The 18862-nt window shown below is 61.4% G+C and carries 16 protein-coding genes; 1 reads left to right on the top strand and 15 read right to left on the bottom strand.

Translation table 11 applies throughout. From position 1 onward, the window contains the following. Positions 1-53 precede the first annotated feature (53 nt). The 6 genes from OU997_RS12515 to OU997_RS12490 all read right to left on the bottom strand — a co-directional run bounded on the left by OU997_RS12515 (position 54) and on the right by OU997_RS12490 (position 7813). The gene (locus OU997_RS12515) at positions 54-947 is read right to left on the bottom strand and encodes an RluA family pseudouridine synthase (protein WP_108486210.1); all 894 of its coding nucleotides are present in this window, start codon (positions 945-947) and stop codon (positions 54-56) included. A 34-nt stretch (positions 948-981) separates the two neighbouring features. Beyond that, positions 982-1923, bottom strand: coding sequence for a Nudix family hydrolase (locus OU997_RS12510; protein ID WP_267806857.1), 942 nt, complete (start codon positions 1921-1923; stop codon positions 982-984). Beyond that, positions 1920-2552 carry a glutathione S-transferase family protein gene (locus OU997_RS12505; RefSeq protein WP_267806855.1) on the bottom strand — a complete coding sequence of 211 codons (633 nt, stop codon included), beginning with the start codon at positions 2550-2552 and terminating at the stop codon, positions 1920-1922. The genes OU997_RS12510 and OU997_RS12505 overlap by 4 nt, the downstream gene beginning before the upstream one ends. A 125-nt stretch (positions 2553-2677) precedes the next feature. Next, positions 2678-3895, bottom strand: a complete 1218-nt coding sequence (gene argJ, locus OU997_RS12500) for a bifunctional glutamate N-acetyltransferase/amino-acid acetyltransferase ArgJ (RefSeq protein WP_108486213.1) — start codon at positions 3893-3895, stop codon at positions 2678-2680. Between the two features lie 140 nt (positions 3896-4035). Then, positions 4036-6768 (bottom strand): preprotein translocase subunit SecA, encoded by a 2733-nt coding sequence (secA, locus tag OU997_RS12495; RefSeq protein WP_267806854.1) that lies wholly within the window; start codon positions 6766-6768, stop codon positions 4036-4038. A gap of 118 nt (positions 6769-6886) precedes the next feature. Then, complete coding sequence (locus OU997_RS12490; RefSeq protein ID WP_108538028.1) at positions 6887-7813, bottom strand: M23 family metallopeptidase; 927 nt, start codon at positions 7811-7813, stop codon at positions 6887-6889. Positions 7814-7894: 81 nt separating this feature from the next. Here OU997_RS12490 and OU997_RS12485 point away from each other — a divergent pair, with 81 nt between their 5' ends. Next, on the top strand, positions 7895-8350 hold the full coding sequence (locus OU997_RS12485) for a DUF721 domain-containing protein (RefSeq protein WP_108488768.1): 456 nt from the start codon (positions 7895-7897) through the stop codon (positions 8348-8350). 81 nt (positions 8351-8431) lie between these two features. Here the strand turns inward: OU997_RS12485 and lpxC are convergent, their stop codons facing one another. The 9 genes from lpxC to murD all read right to left on the bottom strand — a co-directional run bounded on the left by lpxC (position 8432) and on the right by murD (position 18859). Further along, positions 8432-9343, bottom strand: a complete 912-nt coding sequence (lpxC, locus tag OU997_RS12480) for a UDP-3-O-acyl-N-acetylglucosamine deacetylase (protein WP_108488769.1) — start codon at positions 9341-9343, stop codon at positions 8432-8434. A 112-nt stretch (positions 9344-9455) separates the two neighbouring features. After that, a complete protein-coding gene (ftsZ, locus tag OU997_RS12475) occupies positions 9456-10643 on the bottom strand; it encodes a cell division protein FtsZ (RefSeq protein ID WP_267806852.1) in 1188 nt (395 codons plus the stop codon). 45 nt (positions 10644-10688) lie between these two features. Next, complete coding sequence (gene ftsA / locus OU997_RS12470) at positions 10689-11936, bottom strand: cell division protein FtsA (RefSeq protein ID WP_090251236.1); 1248 nt, start codon at positions 11934-11936, stop codon at positions 10689-10691. 20 nt (positions 11937-11956) lie between these two features. Next, a complete protein-coding gene (locus OU997_RS12465; RefSeq protein WP_108488771.1) occupies positions 11957-12832 on the bottom strand; it encodes a cell division protein FtsQ/DivIB in 876 nt (291 codons plus the stop codon). 3 nt (positions 12833-12835) lie between these two features. Beyond that, positions 12836-13786: a D-alanine--D-alanine ligase gene (locus tag OU997_RS12460; RefSeq protein WP_267806849.1), complete on the bottom strand. Its 951-nt coding sequence runs from the start codon at positions 13784-13786 to the stop codon at positions 12836-12838. After that, positions 13783-15192: a UDP-N-acetylmuramate--L-alanine ligase gene (gene murC / locus OU997_RS12455; RefSeq protein ID WP_267809899.1), complete on the bottom strand. Its 1410-nt coding sequence runs from the start codon at positions 15190-15192 to the stop codon at positions 13783-13785. Before murC ends, OU997_RS12460 begins: the two co-directional genes overlap by 4 nt. 34 nt (positions 15193-15226) lie before the next feature. Beyond that, positions 15227-16297, bottom strand: a complete 1071-nt coding sequence (murG, locus tag OU997_RS12450; RefSeq protein ID WP_108488774.1) for an undecaprenyldiphospho-muramoylpentapeptide beta-N-acetylglucosaminyltransferase — start codon at positions 16295-16297, stop codon at positions 15227-15229. Beyond that, positions 16287-17513 carry a putative lipid II flippase FtsW gene (gene ftsW / locus OU997_RS12445; protein WP_108538049.1) on the bottom strand — a complete coding sequence of 409 codons (1227 nt, stop codon included), beginning with the start codon at positions 17511-17513 and terminating at the stop codon, positions 16287-16289. Before ftsW ends, murG begins: the two co-directional genes overlap by 11 nt. Then, positions 17513-18859: a UDP-N-acetylmuramoyl-L-alanine--D-glutamate ligase gene (gene murD, locus OU997_RS12440; RefSeq protein ID WP_108489638.1), complete on the bottom strand. Its 1347-nt coding sequence runs from the start codon at positions 18857-18859 to the stop codon at positions 17513-17515. The genes ftsW and murD overlap by 1 nt, the downstream gene beginning before the upstream one ends. Positions 18860-18862 lie beyond the last annotated feature (3 nt).

The raw sequence follows: 18862 nt of genomic DNA, 5'->3' as shown, positions 1-18862 counted from the left end.
TAGTCGCGTAGTCGCGTAGGGTGGATGACACTGTGTTCATCCACCCTACGATTTCAGAGCAAACTCAGTTGGCTTTCGAATTCGCGCCGCTCACCGCTTAGCGGGTCGATAAAGCTCAGCCCCCTGGCCAGCAACTTGAGCGGTTTGCTGTAGTCATCCGGTGCATCTGGCGCGTCCGTGACCTCGGGATAGAACGGATCATTGAGGATCGGCGCGCCCAGCGCGGCCAGGTGCACCCGCAGTTGATGCTTCTTGCCGGTAACCGGGTACAGCCGGTACAACCAGTGCTCGCCCAGGCGCTGGGCGACTTCGATACGGGTTTCCGTATTCGCCTCACCGACCACTTCCTGCATGCGAAAGAACGGCTCAGCACCCTCCAGTCGCGTCGCCCGCAACAACGGAAAGTCCAACTGCGGCAAGGCCGCCGCCAGCGCCTCGTAGCACTTGTCCATCTGCCGCAAGCGAAACAACGCCTGGTACTGACCACGGCTGGCAGGGCTGGTAGAGAACAACACCAGCCCCGCGGTGTGCCGATCAATCCGGTGCAGCGGCACCAGGTCGGCATTGCCCAGGCGCTTGGCCAGCCGCGCCTGCAATGTCTGCTCGACGTATTCACCGGCGGGCATCACCGGCAGAAAATGCGGTTTGTCAGCCACCAGCAGGTGTTCATCGATATGCAACACGGTTTCTTCGAAAGGAATCGGCGTCTCCGCCGGCACCTCACGAAAGTAGTGCACTTTAAGCCCTTCGCGATAAGCCGATGTTATGCCGAGCGGCTGCCCCTGCGCGTCAAGCACCCGCCCTCGGACGATCCGCTCCTGCCACACCGCCGGGGTAATAGCCGGGAAATGCGCGCACAGGCACTCGAACACCGTCGCCCAGTTGCCACGCGGCAAATGCAGGGTGCTGGGGCGCATGTTGGACGGGGAACGGGCCTCAACAGACATCAACGCACTCAATCAGGCAGACACATAAACGGACTCACTCCGGCCAGAACGCGCGAATACCCGCCACGCCCTGGGCGCCGACCGCCCAGGCCCGCTCCACGTCGGCCGGGGTCACGCCGCCGAGCAGATAAGCCGGCTGGTTGAAGCCCTGCAGCAGCTCGGCAACCTGTGCCCAGCCCAGCGGCTGTGCTTCGGGGTGGGTCTGCGTGGCTTGCACCGGCGACAGGGTGATGAAATCCACGCCCATCTGTGTAGCCAACGCCAGCTCCTGCGCAGTGTGGCAGGAGGCCGCCAGCCAGCGCTGCAAGGGAAACGGCCGACCGCCAGCGCTCAAATCACGCAACTGCTGCGCCGTCAGGTGCCAACCGGCAGCGGGAAAGTCGCCCAGCCACTCCAACGGCCCCTTGAGCATCAGCTGCGCCTTGCCCGCGCAGAGGCCGAGGGCATCCACGGCAATATCGCGATACTGCGCATCAAACATTGCCGGGGCACGCAGTTGCAGCAGGCGAATCCCGCTCTTCAGGGCAGTCTGGATGCCACGTAGCAACTCAGGTCCGCTCAGCCCTTCCGGGGTGATCAGATAATGCTCGGGCAAACGCGCGGCCGCGACAATCGGCCGGTTGGCGGCGGGAAACTCATAATCGCCCAACTGCCGCGGGCTGACCCAGGCCAGCGGCTGGCCTTCGGCGCCGTGGGGTTCACCGGTAAACGCCGAGACCTCCCAGACATCCAGCAGCACCTGCTTATCCGGGTAATCGTGGCGCACCTGAATCAACGGCCGCGCGGCAGTGGGGCGAATGCCCAGCTCCTCGTCCAGCTCACGGGCCAGGGCGGTCTGCACCGCCTCGCTGGCCTCGACCTTGCCACCGGGAAACTCCCACAGGCCGCCCTGATGCTTATCTTCGGGCCGTTTGGCGAGCAGGATCTGCCCATCCACGCCACGAATCACCGCAGCGGCTACATGAATACGTTTCACGCCAGATGTTCCTCCTGGGCAGCTTGGTACCAGCGCTGAAACGCCGGCCATTGATAGATGGTGTCGACATAGGCGGCAGCCTCTGCCGGCAGCGCCACCTGATAACTGCGTAGACGCGCCGCCACCGGGGCAAAAAAGGCATCCGCCAGAGTTGGCTGACCAAACAGGAACCCGCCTTCCTGAGCAAAGCGCTGCCGGCACTCGGCCCACAGCATGCAGATGCGCTGGATATCGGCCACGGCATCGGCCGGTATCTCAGTCAGCGCCTGATTGCGTTTGAGGTCCATCGGCAGATGGCTGCGCAGCGCGGCAAAGCCGCTGTGCATCTCGGCGCAGGCACTGCGCGCCAGCGCGCGGGCAGCTCGCGCCTGAGGCCACAGCTGAGCAGCAGGGAAACACTCGGCCAGGTACTCGGCAATCGCCAGCGAATCCCAGATGGGCCCATCCTCACAGATCAACAGCGGCACCTTGCCGGTCGGCGAGTGCTGCAGAATCCGCGCGCGGGTATCAGGTCGGTTCAGGGTGATCAGCTGTTCGGTGTAGGCAGCGCCGGTCAGTTCAAGTGCCAGCGCCGCCCGCAGCGACCAGGACGAATAGGTTTTGTCGCCAATAACCAGAGTAAATGACATGGGCTGCGCTCGATGCAAGAAGGTCAATGACCTTAAAAGGCGACTGGCGCAATAGCAAATTCCCGTTGTGCATGGGGGCATGAACAACGGGAATGCGGGCCGTCAAACAGCTAGGGGGTGAAAGATCAGGTGCGGTATTCGGCGTTGATCTTCACGTACTCGTGGGACAGGTCGGTGGTCCAGATAGTCTCACTGCACGCGCCGCGACCCAGTTCGATGCGGATGCTGATTTCTTCCCGAGCCATGACCGCAGCGCCCTGCTCTTCGGTGTAGGTCGCCGCGCGGCAGCCACGGCTGGCGATGCACACATCACCCAGGAACACGTCGATCTTGCTCACATCCAGTTGCGCTACACCGGCGTAACCAACAGCGGCGAGAATGCGCCCCCAGTTCGGGTCGGAAGCAAACAACGCCGTTTTGATCAGCGGCGAATGGGCCACGGCATAGGCCACATCCAGGCATTCCTGATGCGTGCCACCGCCGTTGACCTGTACGGTAACGAACTTGGTTGCGCCCTCGCCGTCACGCACGATGGCCTGCGCCACTTCCATGAACACGTCGAACACCGCCTGCTTGAGCTTGGCGAACAGCTCGCCGTTGGCTTCGCTGATTTCCGGCAGCTTGGCCTGACCGGTGGCAATCAACATGCAGCAATCGTTGGTCGAGGTATCGCCATCGATGGTGATGCGGTTGAAGGATTTGTTCGCCGCGTCGCGCACCAGATCCTGCAGCACGCTACGCACCACCTTGGCGTCAGTGGCGATGTAACCCAACATGGTCGCCATGTTCGGGCGAATCATCCCAGCACCCTTGCTGATGCCGGTCACAGTAACCGTCACACCATCGTGCTGGAACTGGCGGCTGGCGCCCTTGGGCAGCGTGTCGGTGGTCATGATGCCGGTGGCAGCTTCAGCCCAGTGGTTTTCGTCCAAATCATCAAGCGCAGCTTGCAGGGCACCTTCGATCTTCTCAACGGGCAGCGGCTCGCCGATCACCCCGGTGGAGAACGGCAGTACCGCGCTGTCATCCACGCCGGTCAGTTTGGCCAGGGCCGCACAGGTGCGCGTGGCATTCTGCAGGCCCGGTTCGCCAGTGCCTGCGTTGGCATTACCGGTGTTGGTCAACAGGTAACGCACACTGCCCTGGACGCGCTTCTTGGCCAGAATCACGGGTGCGGCGCAGAATGCATTGAGGGTGAACACCCCGGCTACGGTGGAGCCTTCGGCACAGCGCATCACCACCACATCCTTGCGCCCCGGACGCTTGATGCCCGCCGAAGCGATGCCCAATTCGAAACCTGGAACCGGGTGCAGGGTAGACAACGGGCCAAGACCAACAGCCATAGCGAACGCTCCTTAAGGTGGTGATACGTCTGATTGCGATGGTAAAACGCCGCGAGCGGTCAGACCGTTCGCGGCGTTAATCAAGCGGGGTCATGCATCGCCAACGTCACTGTCGGCCCAACCCTCGATACACGGCAGGCCTAGTTGACCTGACCGTGGCAGTGCTTGTACTTCTTGCCGGAACCACAAGGGCACGGCTCGTTACGGCCGATCTTCGGCTCGGTACGTACGGGGGCGGTAGCCACCGCCAGATCACCCTCTTCCTCGCTGGCTTCCGGCAGCAGGGCCGAAGCTTCGGCGTGCTGGAACTGCATACGCTCAGCCAGCGCTTCGGCTTCGCGACGCAGACGGGCTTCTTCTTCGGCCGGGTCTTCGCGACGCACCTGCACATGCGACAGCACGCGGATGGTGTCGCGTTTGATCGACTCCAGCAGCTCCTGGAACAGGGTGAAGGACTCGCGCTTGTACTCCTGCTTGGGGTTCTTCTGCGCATAGCCACGCAGGTGGATACCGTGACGCAGGTGATCCATGGTCGACAGGTGGTCTTTCCACAGGTCGTCCAGCACGCGCAGCAGAATCTGCTTCTCGAAGGTGCGCAGGGCTTCGGCGCTGGCCTCGTTTTCCTTCTCGTTGTAAGCCTTGACCAATTCGTCGAGGATGCGTGCGCGCAGGGTTTCCTCGTACAGTTTGTCGTCTTCGTCGAGCCACTGCTGAACCGGCAGACGCAGGTTGAAGCCGCTGTAGAGGGCATCTTCCAGGCCAGCGATATCCCACTGCTCAGGCAGCGATTGCGGCGCAATGTGCTGATTAATGGTGCTGTCCAGTACTTCCTGACGGAAATCGGCGATGGTTTCGCCAATGTTATCGGCCGCCAGCAGCGTGTTGCGCATGTGGTAAATCACCTTGCGCTGCTCGTTGGCCACGTCATCGAATTCCAACAACTGCTTACGCATGTCGAAGTTGCGGCCTTCAACCTTACGCTGGGCCTTTTCGATGGCGTTGCTGACCATGCGGTGTTCGATGGCTTCACCGGACTGCATGCCCAGGGCCTTCATGAAGTTCTTCACCCGATCCGAGGCGAAGATGCGCATCAGGTTGTCTTCCAGCGACAGGTAGAAGCGGCTGGAACCCGGGTCACCCTGACGGCCAGCACGACCACGCAACTGGTTGTCGATACGGCGCGACTCGTGGCGTTCGGAGGCAATCACGTGCAGACCACCGGCCTCAATCACCTGCTGATGACGCTTCTGCCAGTCGGCTTTGATCTGCGCGATCTGCTCAGACGTGGCGTTTTCCAGGTTGGCCACTTCGACCTCCCAGTTACCGCCCAGCAGGATGTCAGTACCACGACCGGCCATGTTGGTGGCGATGGTCAGCGCACCCGGGCGACCGGCCTGGGCAATGATCTCGGCTTCCTTCTCATGGAACTTGGCGTTGAGCACCTTGTGCTCGATACCTTCCTGATTGAGCAATTTGGACATGTGCTCGGAGGTTTCGATAGTAGCCGTACCGACCAGCACCGGACGGCCCTGGGCCATGCTTTCCTTGATATCGGTGACGATGGCGGCGTACTTCTCGTCCGCTGTCAGGTACACCAGGTCGTTAAAGTCCTTGCGCGCCAGAGCACGGTTGGTCGGGATGACGATCACCGCCAGACCGTAAATCTGATGGAACTCGAACGCTTCGGTATCCGCTGTACCGGTCATGCCGGACAGTTTGGTGTAGAGGCGGAAATAGTTCTGGAAGGTGGTCGAGGCCAGAGTCTGGCTCTCGGCCTGGATCGGCAGGCCTTCTTTGGCTTCGATGGCCTGGTGCAAACCCTCGGACAGACGACGACCCGGCATGGTACGGCCGGTATGCTCGTCAATCAGCAGCACTTGATTGTTCTGCACGATGTATTCGACGTTGCGGTGGAACAACTTGTGCGCACGCAAGCCCGAGTACACATGGGTCAGCAGGCCCAGGTTGTGCGCCGAGTAGAGGCTCTCGCCTTCGGCCAGCAAGCCGACTTCGGTGAGCATTTCTTCAACGTACTGGTGACCGGCTTCGTTCAACTCAACCTGACGGGATTTCTCGTCAACCTTGTAGTGACCTTCCTGAGTCACCACGCCCTCTTCTTCCTCAATGTGCAGCTTGAGGCGCGGGATCAGTTTGTTGATCTCGGTATAGAGGCGCGAGCTGTCTTCGGCCTGCCCGGAGATGATCAGCGGGGTACGCGCTTCGTCGATGAGAATGGAGTCAACTTCGTCGATTACGGCAAAATTCAGCTCGCGCTGGAATTTTTCTTCCAGGCTGAAGGCCATATTGTCGCGCAAGTAATCGAAACCGAATTCGTTGTTGGTGCCGTAGGTGATATCGGCCGCGTAGGCGGTGCGCTTCTCTTCCGGCGGCATGAACGGCGTGACAATGCCGACGCTCAGGCCCAGAAACTCATACAGTGGACGCATCCAGTTGGCGTCGCGGCGGGCCAGGTAGTCGTTGACCGTGACCACATGCACGCCTTTTCCGGACAGTGCATTGAGGTACACCGCCAGGGTCGCCACCAGGGTCTTACCCTCACCGGTACGCATCTCGGCGATCTTGCCTTCGTGCAAGGTCATGCCGCCGATCAGCTGCACGTCGAAGTGACGCATGCCCATCACCCGCTTGCCTGCTTCACGGGCTACGGCGAAGGCTTCGGCCAGCAGTTGATCAAGGGTTTCGCCTTTGGCCAGACGGGCTTTGAATTCCGCCGTCTTGGCACGCAATTGCTCATCGGACAAAGCAAGCATCTGCTCCTCGAAGGCATTGACGGCCTGCACCGCCTTGAGCATGCGTTTGACTTCACGCTCGTTCTTGCTTCCAAAGAGTTTTTTCAACAAAGGCGCAAACATATCGACAGGATCTTCCAGGCGTATGGATTGAGGGTGACTGAACAGCCACCCATGCAGCCGTTCATGGCTGCGTGCGAAGCGGGCATTCTACCCGGAAACGCGAATGAGGAAAGCTACGTTATTCGTCGTCGCTCACGCGAGCGATATAGCTGGCCGGATTGACCAGACGACCATCCTTGCTCACCTCAAAATGCACGTGATAACCACTGGCTCGGCCACTGCGCCCCACCCGGGCAATGGTTTGGCCGCGCTGCACCAGGTCACCAATCTGCACCAGATTGCTCTGATTGTGCGCATACAGCGTGGTGTAACCATCGGCATGACTGATTTCCACGGTATGCCCATAACCGGAGCGATTACCGGAAAAGCTCACCACCCCAGCGGCCACAGCCACCACATCACTGCCGGGCTTGGCGGCAAAATCGACGCCTTTGTGCTGGGTATTGCGCCCGGTCAGCGGATGTACACGACGGCCGAACGGTGAGGACATATACCCCTGACGCACCGGCATGCCGGACAGGTACTCGGCCTCATTCAACTGGCGCTCGCCAATCAGCTGCTCAAGCACTTCCAGCAGTTGCTCGCGGCTGTCCAGGCGCAGGCTGAGCTGATCCAGCTCGTCCATAAATGGCGGCGGCGCATAGGCCGCTTCGCCCAGCACATCCTCGGCACCGCCCTGCCCCACGCTGAGCGAGAAATCGAATTCGCTGGCGTCCAGATCCGCCAGTTCGGTGAGCCGCGCGCCCAAGGCATCCAGACGAGTCAGGCGAGCCTGCAACTCAGCCACGTGTACAGCGAAGGCGTCCAGTTGGCGCTGGGCATCGCGTCGCACCTCACCGACCTCGGCACGCTGCTGATCCAGCACCTGATTGAGCTGCGTATCGTCATGCACCGCTACAGTCGCCGGTGCCCACCAGGCCCCCACGGCAACCCCACCGCCCAAGGCCGCAGCGAGCGACACGACGAACGCCAGTAGCAGCCAGCGCAAGTCCAGGCTAAGCGATCGCGCGGCACCGTGGTGCCGACTGAGTAAGATAATGTGCACGGCCTTCCCCTAGTGGTGAAGCGTCAGTCAGCAACAGCGATTCTGCTACCATGGCGGCTTCACTTTTTCAGGCGTCCTGCCATGACTTTTCGTCCTTTGCCGGCCAAAGCTCCCGCCGCGTTACTGCGCGAAGCGAAACCCCTGAAGGCGCTGTTCAATCAAGCGCAACGCATTGATCGCTTGCAGCACCTAGTGGAAAGCCAGCTGCAGCCGGCTGCTCGCGAACACTGCCATGTAGCGTCATGGCGCGAGGGTTGCCTGCTGCTGATCATCACTGATGGCCACTGGGCCACCCGCCTGCGCTATCAACAAAAACGCTTATTGAAACAACTGCAGGCACTTGAAGAGTTCGCGACCTTAACGAAGATTCTGTTCAAGGTGCAACCTCCGACTGCCGAAAGGCGTGCAGCGGGTCGCACAATCAACCTCTCCGACAGCGCCGCAGAAAACATCCAAGCGACCGCCGACAGCATCAGCGACCCCAAGCTACGCGCCGCCCTTGAGCGCCTCGCCAACCACCGCAAAAGCGATCAGTAGACGCTCAGACAAGCCAATACTCAGGTATAAAAAAAGGCCACCCGAGGGTGGCCTTTGAAAGTAAAAAAGGAGGGTGTTGCGTTACACGGCCGCAACCGGGCGCATGTAAGAGATTGGCGCCGTATTGGGGTCGTCAAAGGTGACGACTTCCCAAGAATCGGTCTGCTCGATCAAGGTCCGCAGCAAGCGATTGTTCAGCGCATGCCCCGATTTGAAGCCCTTGAACTCGCCAATCAGGCTGTTACCGAGCAAGTAGAGATCACCGATCGCGTCGAGAATCTTGTGTTTGACGAACTCGTCCTCATACCGCAGGCCGTCTTCATTCAACACGCGGAATTCGTCTACCACGATGGCGTTATCTACGCTGCCGCCGAGCGCCAGGTTCTGTGAACGCAGGAACTCGATATCACGCATAAAACCGAAGGTACGGGCGCGACTGACTTCCTTCACAAACGAGGTGCTGGAGAAATCAACGCTGGCCGACTGGGTGCGATTGCGGAAAACCGGGTGATCGAAATCGATCTCGAAGGTCACCTTGAAACCTTCGAAAGGCACGAAAGTGGCGCGCTTGTCGCCCTCTTCCACGGTCACTTCGCGAAGGATGCGGATGAACTTCTTGTGGGCTTCCTGCTCCTGCAGACCCGCCGATTGAATCAGGAATACAAAGGGACCCGCACTGCCATCCATGATCGGCACTTCGGATGCGGAGAGCTCGACGTAGGCGTTATCGATGCCCAGGCCAGCCATGGCCGAAAGCAGGTGCTCTACCGTATCCACCTTGACATCACCATTGACCAACGTGGTCGACATGGTGGTTTCACCGACATTGCCTGCACGCGCGGGAATTTCCACGACAGGATCCAGGTCGGTACGACGGAACACGATACCGGTGTCCACGGGTGCCGGCTTCAGGGTCAGGTATACCTTTTCCCCGGAATGCAGGCCGACGCCAGTGGCGCGGATAATGTTCTTCAGGGTGCGTTGTCTGATCATGGCTTTGGCCGCTATAGCACTAGTTGCGAATAGTTTTCAACAATGGCCGGCGATGATAGCAGAACCGGCCTTTGCTGAACACCAATCACCCCAATACTCCTGATACATTTCATCAATCAGCCTGACGACGCAGAAACGCCGGGATGTCCAGATAATCCAGGTCATCCTGCGGGTTCAGCTTGGCCGCAGTAGCCGCACCGCCGTGGCTTTGACGCTGAACGGTCGGACGCTCGTAGTCCTTGTAATTGACGCTTTGCTCAGCACGCGCCGGGGCTGCAGCGTTACCGCCAGTGCTGGCAGAAACTTGCACAGTATTGTCGATAACCTTGACCGGTTTCTCGATACGCGCGCCCAGACCCGTGGCAACTACAGTCACGTGCAGCTCATCGCGCATATCCGGATCGATCACAGTGCCAACCTTGACGGTGGCGTGCTCGGAGGCGAACTGCTCGATGATGTTACCCACGTCGGAGTACTCACCCAGGGACAGGTCAGGACCGGCGGTGATGTTCACCAGGATGCCGCGTGCGCCTTGCAGGTTGACGTCTTCCAGCAACGGGTTGCGGATTGCCGCTTCGGTGGCTTCACGTGCACGGTTCGGACCGCTGGCGCAGCCAGTGCCCATCATCGCCATGCCCATTTCGCTCATCACGGTTTTCACGTCGGCGAAGTCGACGTTGATCATGCCCGGACGCTTGATGATGTCGGAGATACCGCGTACGGCACCGGCCAGCACATCGTCAGCCTTGGCGAAAGCCGACAGCAGGCTGGCGTCTTTGCCGAGGATGGTCAGCAATTTTTCGTTGGGGATGGTGATCAGCGAATCGACGCTTTCCGACAGCGCGCGAATACCTTCTTCAGCAATCAGCATGCGCTTCTTGCCTTCGAACGGGAACGGACGGGTCACCACCGCAACGGTGAGGATGCCCATTTCCTTGGCCACCTGAGCGATGACGGGCGCAGCACCGGTGCCAGTGCCGCCGCCCATACCGGTGGTGATAAAGACCATATCGGTGCCTTGCAGCACTTCAGCGATGCGCTCGCGGTCTTCCATGGCTGCTTGGCGGCCGACTTCCGGATTGGCGCCAGCGCCGAGACCTTTGGTCACCGCAGTGCCCAGTTGCAGCACGGTGCGCGCGCCGATGTTTTTCAGGGCTTGAGCATCGGTATTGGCGCAGATGAACTCCACACCTTCGATGTTGTTCTTCGCCATGTGGTTGACTGCGTTGCCGCCGCCACCGCCCACGCCGATCACCTTGATAACTGCACTTTGTGGAGCGCTGTCTACGAGTTCGAACATTTTCCCTCTCCTTTTTACTTTCTAGTTGTAACGCCTACTGCAAAATCAGAAGTTGCCCTGGACCCAGCGTTTCAGCCGTTCCAGCACAGGTTGTTTGGGTTCATCGCTGTAACTGCCAAGCGCAGACATGGAAATACCGTCGGCCTGCTTTTGCAGCCCGTACAGCAGCAGGCCTACGCCTGTGGAATAGATGGGGTTACGCACCACATCGGCCAATCCTTTGACACCCTGGGGCACGCCCAGACGCACCGGCATATGAAAAATCTCTTCGGCCAGCTCGACGGCGCCTTCCATCTTCGCGGTACCACCGGTGAGGACGATCCCGGCGGGGATCAGGTCCTCGTAGCCGCTGCGGCGCAGTTCCGCCTGAATCAGGGTGAACAGCTCGTCGTAGCGCGGCTCGACCACTTCGGCCAGGGACTGACGCGACAGGTCACGCGGCGGGCGATCACCGACGCTTGGCACCTTGATGGTTTCACCGGCTCCGGCCAGTTTGGCCAGCGCGCAGGCATAGCGAATCTTGATTTCTTCAGCGTACTGGGTCGGCGTACGCAGGGCCATGGCGATGTCGTTGGTCACCTGGTCACCGGCAATCGGGATCACCGCAGTGTGACGAATCGCACCTTCGGTGAAGATACAGATGTCAGTGGTTCCACCACCGATGTCCACCAGGCACACGCCCAGCTCTTTCTCGTCGTCGGTCAGCACTGCATAAGCGGAGGCCAGCTGCTCAAGAATGATGTCGTCGACTTCCAGACCGCAACGGCGCACGCACTTCTCGATGTTCTGCGCGGCATTTACGGCACAGGTAACTACGTGCACCTTGGCTTCCAGGCGCACACCAGACATGCCCAGCGGCTCACGCACGCCTTCCTGGTTATCGATCACGTAGTCCTGCGGCAAGGTGTGCAGCACGCGCTGATCGGCAGGAATGGCCACGGCCTGAGCGGCGTCGAGTACGCGTTCTAGATCCGCCGGGCTGACTTCACGATCACGGATGGCGACGATGCCATGGCTATTGAGACTGCGTATATGGTTGCCAGCCACGCCGACGAAGGCCGAGTGGATACGGCAACCGGCCATCAGCTGGGCTTCCTCCACGGCGCGCTGGATCGACTGCACGGTAGATTCGATATTCACCACCACGCCCTTTTTCAGGCCGCGCGACGGATGGGTGCCGATGCCGACGATTTCCAGTTGGCCGTCTGCATTCACCTCACCTACCAACGCCACTACCTTGGAGGTGCCAATGTCGAGGCCGACGATCATCTTGCCGCTCTGCACGTTTGCCATGGCTCTTGTCTTCTCCTGATTCACTGCACGACAGCGGTGGGTGCCGCTGCGGGCGCTACCGGCTCACGCCACGCCACGGCCAGGCCGTTGGCATAGCGCAGATCGATACGCGCGATATTCGTTTGTTGCTCTTTCAAGGCCTTGTTGTAGATGGCCGAGAAGCGGCGCATTTTTTCCACCAGATGGTCACGCCCCAGCAGCAGCTCGATGCCCTGCCCGGTGGAGAGAAACCAGCTGCCGCGCTCACGCAACTCCAGCCGCGCCACGGAAAATCCCATGGGCCGCAGCATCTGGCTGAGCACCTGGTATTGCTGCATCACCTGCTGCTGGGCACGGCGCGGACCGTACAGCTGCGGCAGGTGCTGATAATTGCTGACTTCCTGCGGGGCAAACGCTTCACCCTGATTGTTCAGCAGTGCCTCATCGCCCCAGCGGGCAATCGGCAGCTGCTCTTCCAAACGCACCACCAACTGATCCGGCCATACGCGACGCACCTGGGCGCTGGCAATCCACGGCATCAGTTCCAGTTCGCGACGCAGGCTGAGCAGGTCCACCTTGAAGAAGCTGGCACTGGCATAGGGCGCAATCCGCTGCTGCACGGCCTGCTGATTGACGTAGCTGAGGTCGCCCTCGACGCTGATTCGCGCAATCGGCTGATCGGCATAGGGCAGCGCGCGCAATGACAACTCGTAGGTGCCATAGCCCAGACCGAGCAGCAACAGCGGCCAAGTCAGACGCTTCAGCCAACCGCCCATGCCCGTGAAGCGTGCCTTCGGCAGGTTCATCCGCAGGCTGATCGGCTCCTTGGCCACCAAACGGCTGGCGCCGCGCTGCGCAGGCTTACCGCGCACGGGGGCGCGGTTCGAACCTGGCTGGTGACGCAAGGTGGCCGTCATGACTTAACCTCGCGCCTCAAGGCTGTCGGCCAGAATCGCCAACACCAGTTGTTGAAAATCCAGACCGGCAGCACGAGCCGCCATCGGCACCAGGCTGTGGTCAGTCATGCCTGGCACGGTGTTGACTTCAAGCAGCCAGAACTTGCCGTCAGCGTCCTGCATCACGTCGGCGCGGGCCCAACCCTGGGTGCCGACCGCTTCACAGGCGCGCGCGGTGAGGTCTTTCAGCTCAGCCTCCTTCTCCGCCGAGAGGCCGCACGGGATGCGGTACTGCGTGTCATTGGCCAGGTACTTGGCGTCGTAGTCGTAGAAGCTGTGCGGCGTGCCCAGGGCAATCGGCGGCAGCACCTGACCGCGCAGCATGGCGATGGTGAATTCCGGACCGGCGATCATCTGCTCGACCAGCACCTGCGAGTCGTAGCGGCCGGCTTCTTTCCAGGCAGTAATCAGGGCATCGATATCGTTGACCTTGGCCATGCCAATGCTCGAGCCCTCATGGGCCGGTTTGACGAACAGCGGGAAACCCAGCTCAGCCGCCGCCGCATGGCAGTCGGCTTCGCTGGCCAGCGCCGCGTGGGCCGGCGTCGGCAGACCGAGGCTCAGCCAAACGCGCTTGGTGCGCAGTTTGTCCATGGCCAGGGCCGAGGCCAGGATGCCACTGCCGGTGTACGGAATACCGGCACATTCGAGCAGCCCCTGCATCGAACCGTCCTCACCACCACGGCCGTGCAGCACGATAAAGGCGCGGTCGATTTTCTCGGCAGTCAGGCGCTGCAGCAGGTCATCGCCTGCGTCGATGCCGAATGCATCCACACCTGCAGCCAGCAGCGCTTGCAGCACGGCATTGCCGGACTTCAGCGAGACTTCACGCTCGGCACTTTTGCCACCGAACAGCACGGCCACACGCCCAAAGGCGCTGACCGGAAATTGTGATTGCAGACTGGCAGCACTCATTTCAACTTACCTTCGGTCGCTGCGAACAGCGGACTTTGCAACAGTTGCGGAGCCAGGCCGCCGATATCGCCGGCACCTTGGCAGAGAAGAATGTCGCCCGCGCGCAGCAGCGGCTTGACGATGGGCGCGAGGTCCACACCGCGCTCGATATAGATCGGGTCGAGCTGGCCACGCTGACGGATGCTGTGGCACAGATTGCGGCTGTCAGCGCCCGGAATCGGCGCTTCACCGGCCGGGTAGACTTCCATCAGCAACAGCACCTGGGCATCACCGAGGACCTGCACGAAATCGTCATACAGGTCGCGGGTACGGCTAAAGCGGTGCGGCTGGTAAACCATCACCAAGCGGCGCTCCGGCCACCCACCACGCACAGCCTTGATCACCGCCGCGACTTCGCGTGGGTGATGGCCGTAATCATCGACCAGCATCACGCTGCCGCCGTCCACCGGCAGCTCGCCGTAGACCTGGAAGCGCCGACCGACGCCCTGGAACTGCGATAAGCCCTGGACGATGGCGTCATCGCTGATGCCTTCGTCGCTGGCGATGGCGATGGTGGCCAGGGCATTCAGCACGTTGTGGTTGCCCGGCATGTTCACCGACACATCCAACGGCTCGCGACCATTGCGCAGCACGGTGAAAAACGTCTGCATGCCCTGCTGACGGACATTGATGGCACGCACATCAGCGTCTTCATCAAAGCCATAGGTCACGGTTGGACGCGCCACTTGCGGGAGAATCTCGCGCACGATCGGGTCATCCACACACATCACCGCCAGGCCGTAAAACGGCAGGTTGTGGAGGAACTCGATGAAGGTTTTCTTCAACTTGTTGAAGTCACCGCCATAGGTACTCATGTGGTCCATGTCGATATTGGTGACCACCGAGACCATCGGCTGCAGGTGCAGGAAGCTGGCGTCACTCTCATCGGCTTCGGCGATCAGGTAACGGCTGCTGCCCAGCTGGGCGTTGGTGCCGGCAGCATTCAGCCGGCCACCAATCACGAATGTCGGGTCCAGACCACCAGCAGCGAACACCGAGGCCAGCAGGCTGGTGGTGGTGGTCTTGCCATGGGTACCGGCCACGGCGATGCCATGACGGTAACGCATCAGCTCGGCGAGCATTTCGGCACGCGGCACCACCGGAATACGACGCTCAAGCGCCGTGGCGACTTCCGGGTTGCTGGTATTCACCGCGCTGGAGACCACCAGCACGTCGGCTTGCTCGGCGTTCTCGGCGCGGTGACCGATAAAGATCTGTGCGCCGAAGGTTTCCAGGCGCTCGGTCACAGCCGAGGCTTTCAGATCGGAGCCGGACACTTCATAACCGAGGTTGAGCAGCACTTCGGCGATACCGCACATGCCGGCACCACCGATCCCTACAAAGTGGATGCGGCGAATGCGGCGCATGCGGCGGATTTCCGAGCGTGCAGCGGCGGGAGACTTAGCCACGGGCCACCTCCAGGCAGATATCGACGACGGTGCAGGTTGCATCGGGCTTGGCCAGGCGACGAGCCGTCTGCGCCATGTGAGTGAGTTGTTCGGGGTGCATCAAAACCTCGGTCAGCTGCGCAGCCAGCTTGGCGGCGTCAGTGGAACGTTGTGGCAGCAGCACGGCAGCGCCGGCACTGGCCAGATAATCGGCATTGCGGGTCTGGTGATCGTCAATGGCATGCGGCAGCGGCAGCAGGAACGCTGGCAGGCCGGCGGCGGCCAGCTCGCTGACGGTCAGCGCGCCGGACCGGCACACCACCAGATCGGCCCAGGCATAGGCCCGCGCCATGTCCTTGATAAACGGTGCGACCTGCGCTTCGACGCCAACGGCGCGATAGCGTTCAGCGGTCACGCCATCATGTTGTTTACCGGCCTGATGGAACACCTCAGGGCGCAGCTCGGCGGCCACCAGCGCCAGGGCTTCGGGCAGCAATTTATTCAGCGGTTCGGCGCCCAGGCTGCCGCCCAGCACCAGCAAACGTGGCTGGCGGTTGCGCAGCGAATCACGCGGGGTTTCCAGGAACAGCTCTTCGCGCACCGGGTTGCCAGTGGTGCGGCGTTTGTCGCTATTGCCGAAGGTATTCGGGAAGGCTTCGCAGACGCGGCTGGCGAATGGCACCAGGCTGCGGTTGGCCGTACCGGCCACAGCGTTCTGCTCGTGGATGATCAGCGGCGCGCCGCTCAGGCGCGCGGCCAGGCCGCCAGGCCCCGTGACATAGCCGCCCATGCCCAACACGCACACCGGCTGCAGCTCGCGCATTACTTTGCGCGCCTGGAACAGCGCCTTGAGCAGCTGGAACGGCGCTTTCAGCAGCGACAGCTTGCCTTTGCCACGCAGACCCGTGACATCTATCAGGTGCAACGGCAGACCAGCCGCCGGCACCAGCTCATTCTCGATCCCGCGCGGCGTGCCCAACCAGTGCACGCTGTAACCGCGCGCCTTGAACTCACGGGCGCAGGCCAACGCCGGGAATACATGCCCGCCAGTGCCGCCAGCCATGATCAGTACATTACCGCGCATGGCGAACCTCCTCAGCAGGCTGGCCGTCGAAGAAATCGGCTTCGCTGAAATCGACATCCTCGCTGCCCAGTTGGGTGCGACGCTCCCATTCGATGCGCAGCAACAGCGCCAGGCTGACGCAGCAGATCACCAGCGAGCTGCCGCCGTAGCTGAGAAATGGCAGCGTCAGACCTTTGGTCGGCAGCAGGCCGATGTTCACCCCGATATTGATCAGTACCTGGCCAATCCACAGAAACGCCAGACCGTAGGCCACATAGGCCGAAAAAAACTGCTTAGCCTTCTCCGCCCATAGCCCTATATACAGGGCGCGCACGCTGACGAAGACAAACAGGGCAACGGTGATCAGTGCACCGACCATGCCCAGCTCTTCGGCCAGCACGGCAAACACGAAGTCGGTATGCGCTTCCGGCAGGTAGAACTGCTTCTGCACGCTGTTGCCCAGGCCGACGCCAAACCATTCACCCCGGCCGAAGGCAATCAGCGCCTGGCTCAACTGATAACCGGCGCCGTACTGGTCAGCCCAGGGGTCGACAAAGTTAGTCAGGCGCTCCAGGCGATAGGCCTGACTGGTCATCACTAACACGCCAAGGCCCAGTACGCAGGCCGCCAGCGGAATAAAGCGCAGCAGGTTGACCCCACCGAGGAACAGCATGGCGATGGCCGCGCCCACCAGTACCACGGTGGCGCCGAAGTCCGGCTCGGCCAACAGCAGCGCAGCAATCGGGCCCAGCACCAGCATCGGTTTGATAAAGCCAGTGAGCTTCTCGCGCACTTCTTCCTGACGACGCACCAGGTAGGCGGCGATAAACATCACGCTGAATAGCTTGGCCAGCTCGGACGGCTGCAGGTTGAAGATGCCAAAGCCGATCCAGCGCTTGGCCCCGTTAACCTCACGGCCAATACCCGGCAGCAACACCAGAATCAGCAGCAGCACAGCCACCAGCAGCAGCGTGCCACTGTAACGTTGCCACAGTGCCATCGGCACCAGCAGGGTTGTCAACGCAGCACCGGTGCCAATGGCGAGATAAACCAGGTGACGAATCATGTGGTACAGCGGGTTGCCCGACTGCGCCGCCGCCACTTCCGAGGACGCCGAAGCAATCATCACCAGGCCTAACCCCAGCAGTGCCAGGCAGCCAGCCAGCAGCGGGAAATCAATGTCGATCCCACGACGGGTATGCAGCGGTGAAGGGGCGGCGAGCAGGCGGGCCAGCATCATTGCAAGCCCTCCACAGCCTGGGCGAACAGACGCCCGCGCTCTTCGAAATTTTTGAACATGTCCAGGCTGGCGCAGGCCGGTGACAGCAGCACGGCATCGCCCGCCTCAGCCAGCTCTGCAGCACGCTGCACAGCTTCTTCCAAGGTGTTGACCCGGATCAGCGGCGCGGCGGCGCCCAGCGCGTCAGCCAGCAGCTCGGCGTCGCGACCGAGCAGTACCACGGCGCGGCAGAACTTGCCGACTGGCGTTTTCAGCGCCGAAAAGTCCGCGCCCTTGCCATCACCACCGGCGATCAGCACCAGCTTGCCGCTGATATCCGCGCCCAGGCCTTCGATGGCTGCCAGGGCAGCGCCGACGTTGGTGGCTTTGGAGTCATCGTAGTAACTCACGGCTTTGCGCTCGCCAACCCACTGGCAGCGATGCGGCAGGCCAGCGAACTGCTTGAGGGTGGCCAACATCGGCTCGAACGGCAGGCCTACAGCATGGCCCAGTGCCAAAGCAGCCAGGGCGTTGGACTGGTTGTGCGCGCCGCGAATTTTCAGCTCACGCACCGGCAGCAACGCAGCGAACTGGTAGGCCAGAGATTTCTCGCCGTTTTCTTCCAGCAGGCCGAAACGCTTGAAGTCCGGCTTGCCCAAGCCGAAGTACCAGCACGGCAGTTGATCAGCCACCAACGGACGCGACAGCGCGTCATCGCGGTTCACCACCACCTGCCGTGCGCCACGGAAGATGCGGTGTTTGGCCAGGTGATAGGCCGGCAGATCGGCGTAGCGATCCATATGGTCTTCGCTGATATTCAGGCAGGTCGCCACTTCGGCGTTGAGCTGGTCAGTGGTTTCCAGCTGAAAGCTCGACAGCTCCATGACATACAGTTCGATGTCGTCACTGAGCAGATCCAGCGCTGGCGTACCGAGATTGCCCCCGACAGCGACCTTCTTGCCGGCCGCTGCGGCCATCTCACCGACCAGGGTGGTCACGGTGCTTTTGGCGTTGGAGCCGGTAATCGCCACGATCGGCGCCTGGGCATAGCGGGCGAACAGGTCGATATCACCCGACAGCTTGACTCCACGCGCCGCCGCTGCCTGCAGCGCCGGAGTGGCAATGGCCAGACCCGGGCTGACCAACAGCTCGTTGGCGCGGCAGAGGAATTCCACATCCAGTTCGCCACAACGCACTTCCACCTGCGGGAACTGCTCACGCAAGGTGGCGAGCTCCGGCGGATTGGCACGGGTATCAACCACGGCAAACGGCAACCCCTGGCGGGCGAGGAAACGCACCAGGGACATGCCGCTTTTGCCGAGGCCGACAACGATGCGGAAGTGGTCAGACGCAATCAGGCTCATGCT

It is taken from the genome of Pseudomonas sp. SL4(2022) (assembly GCF_026625725.1).
Taxonomy (GTDB): domain Bacteria; phylum Pseudomonadota; class Gammaproteobacteria; order Pseudomonadales; family Pseudomonadaceae; genus Aquipseudomonas.
The sequence above is the reverse complement of the archived record's forward strand: the minus strand, read 5'-3'. Positions and strand labels throughout refer to the sequence as shown.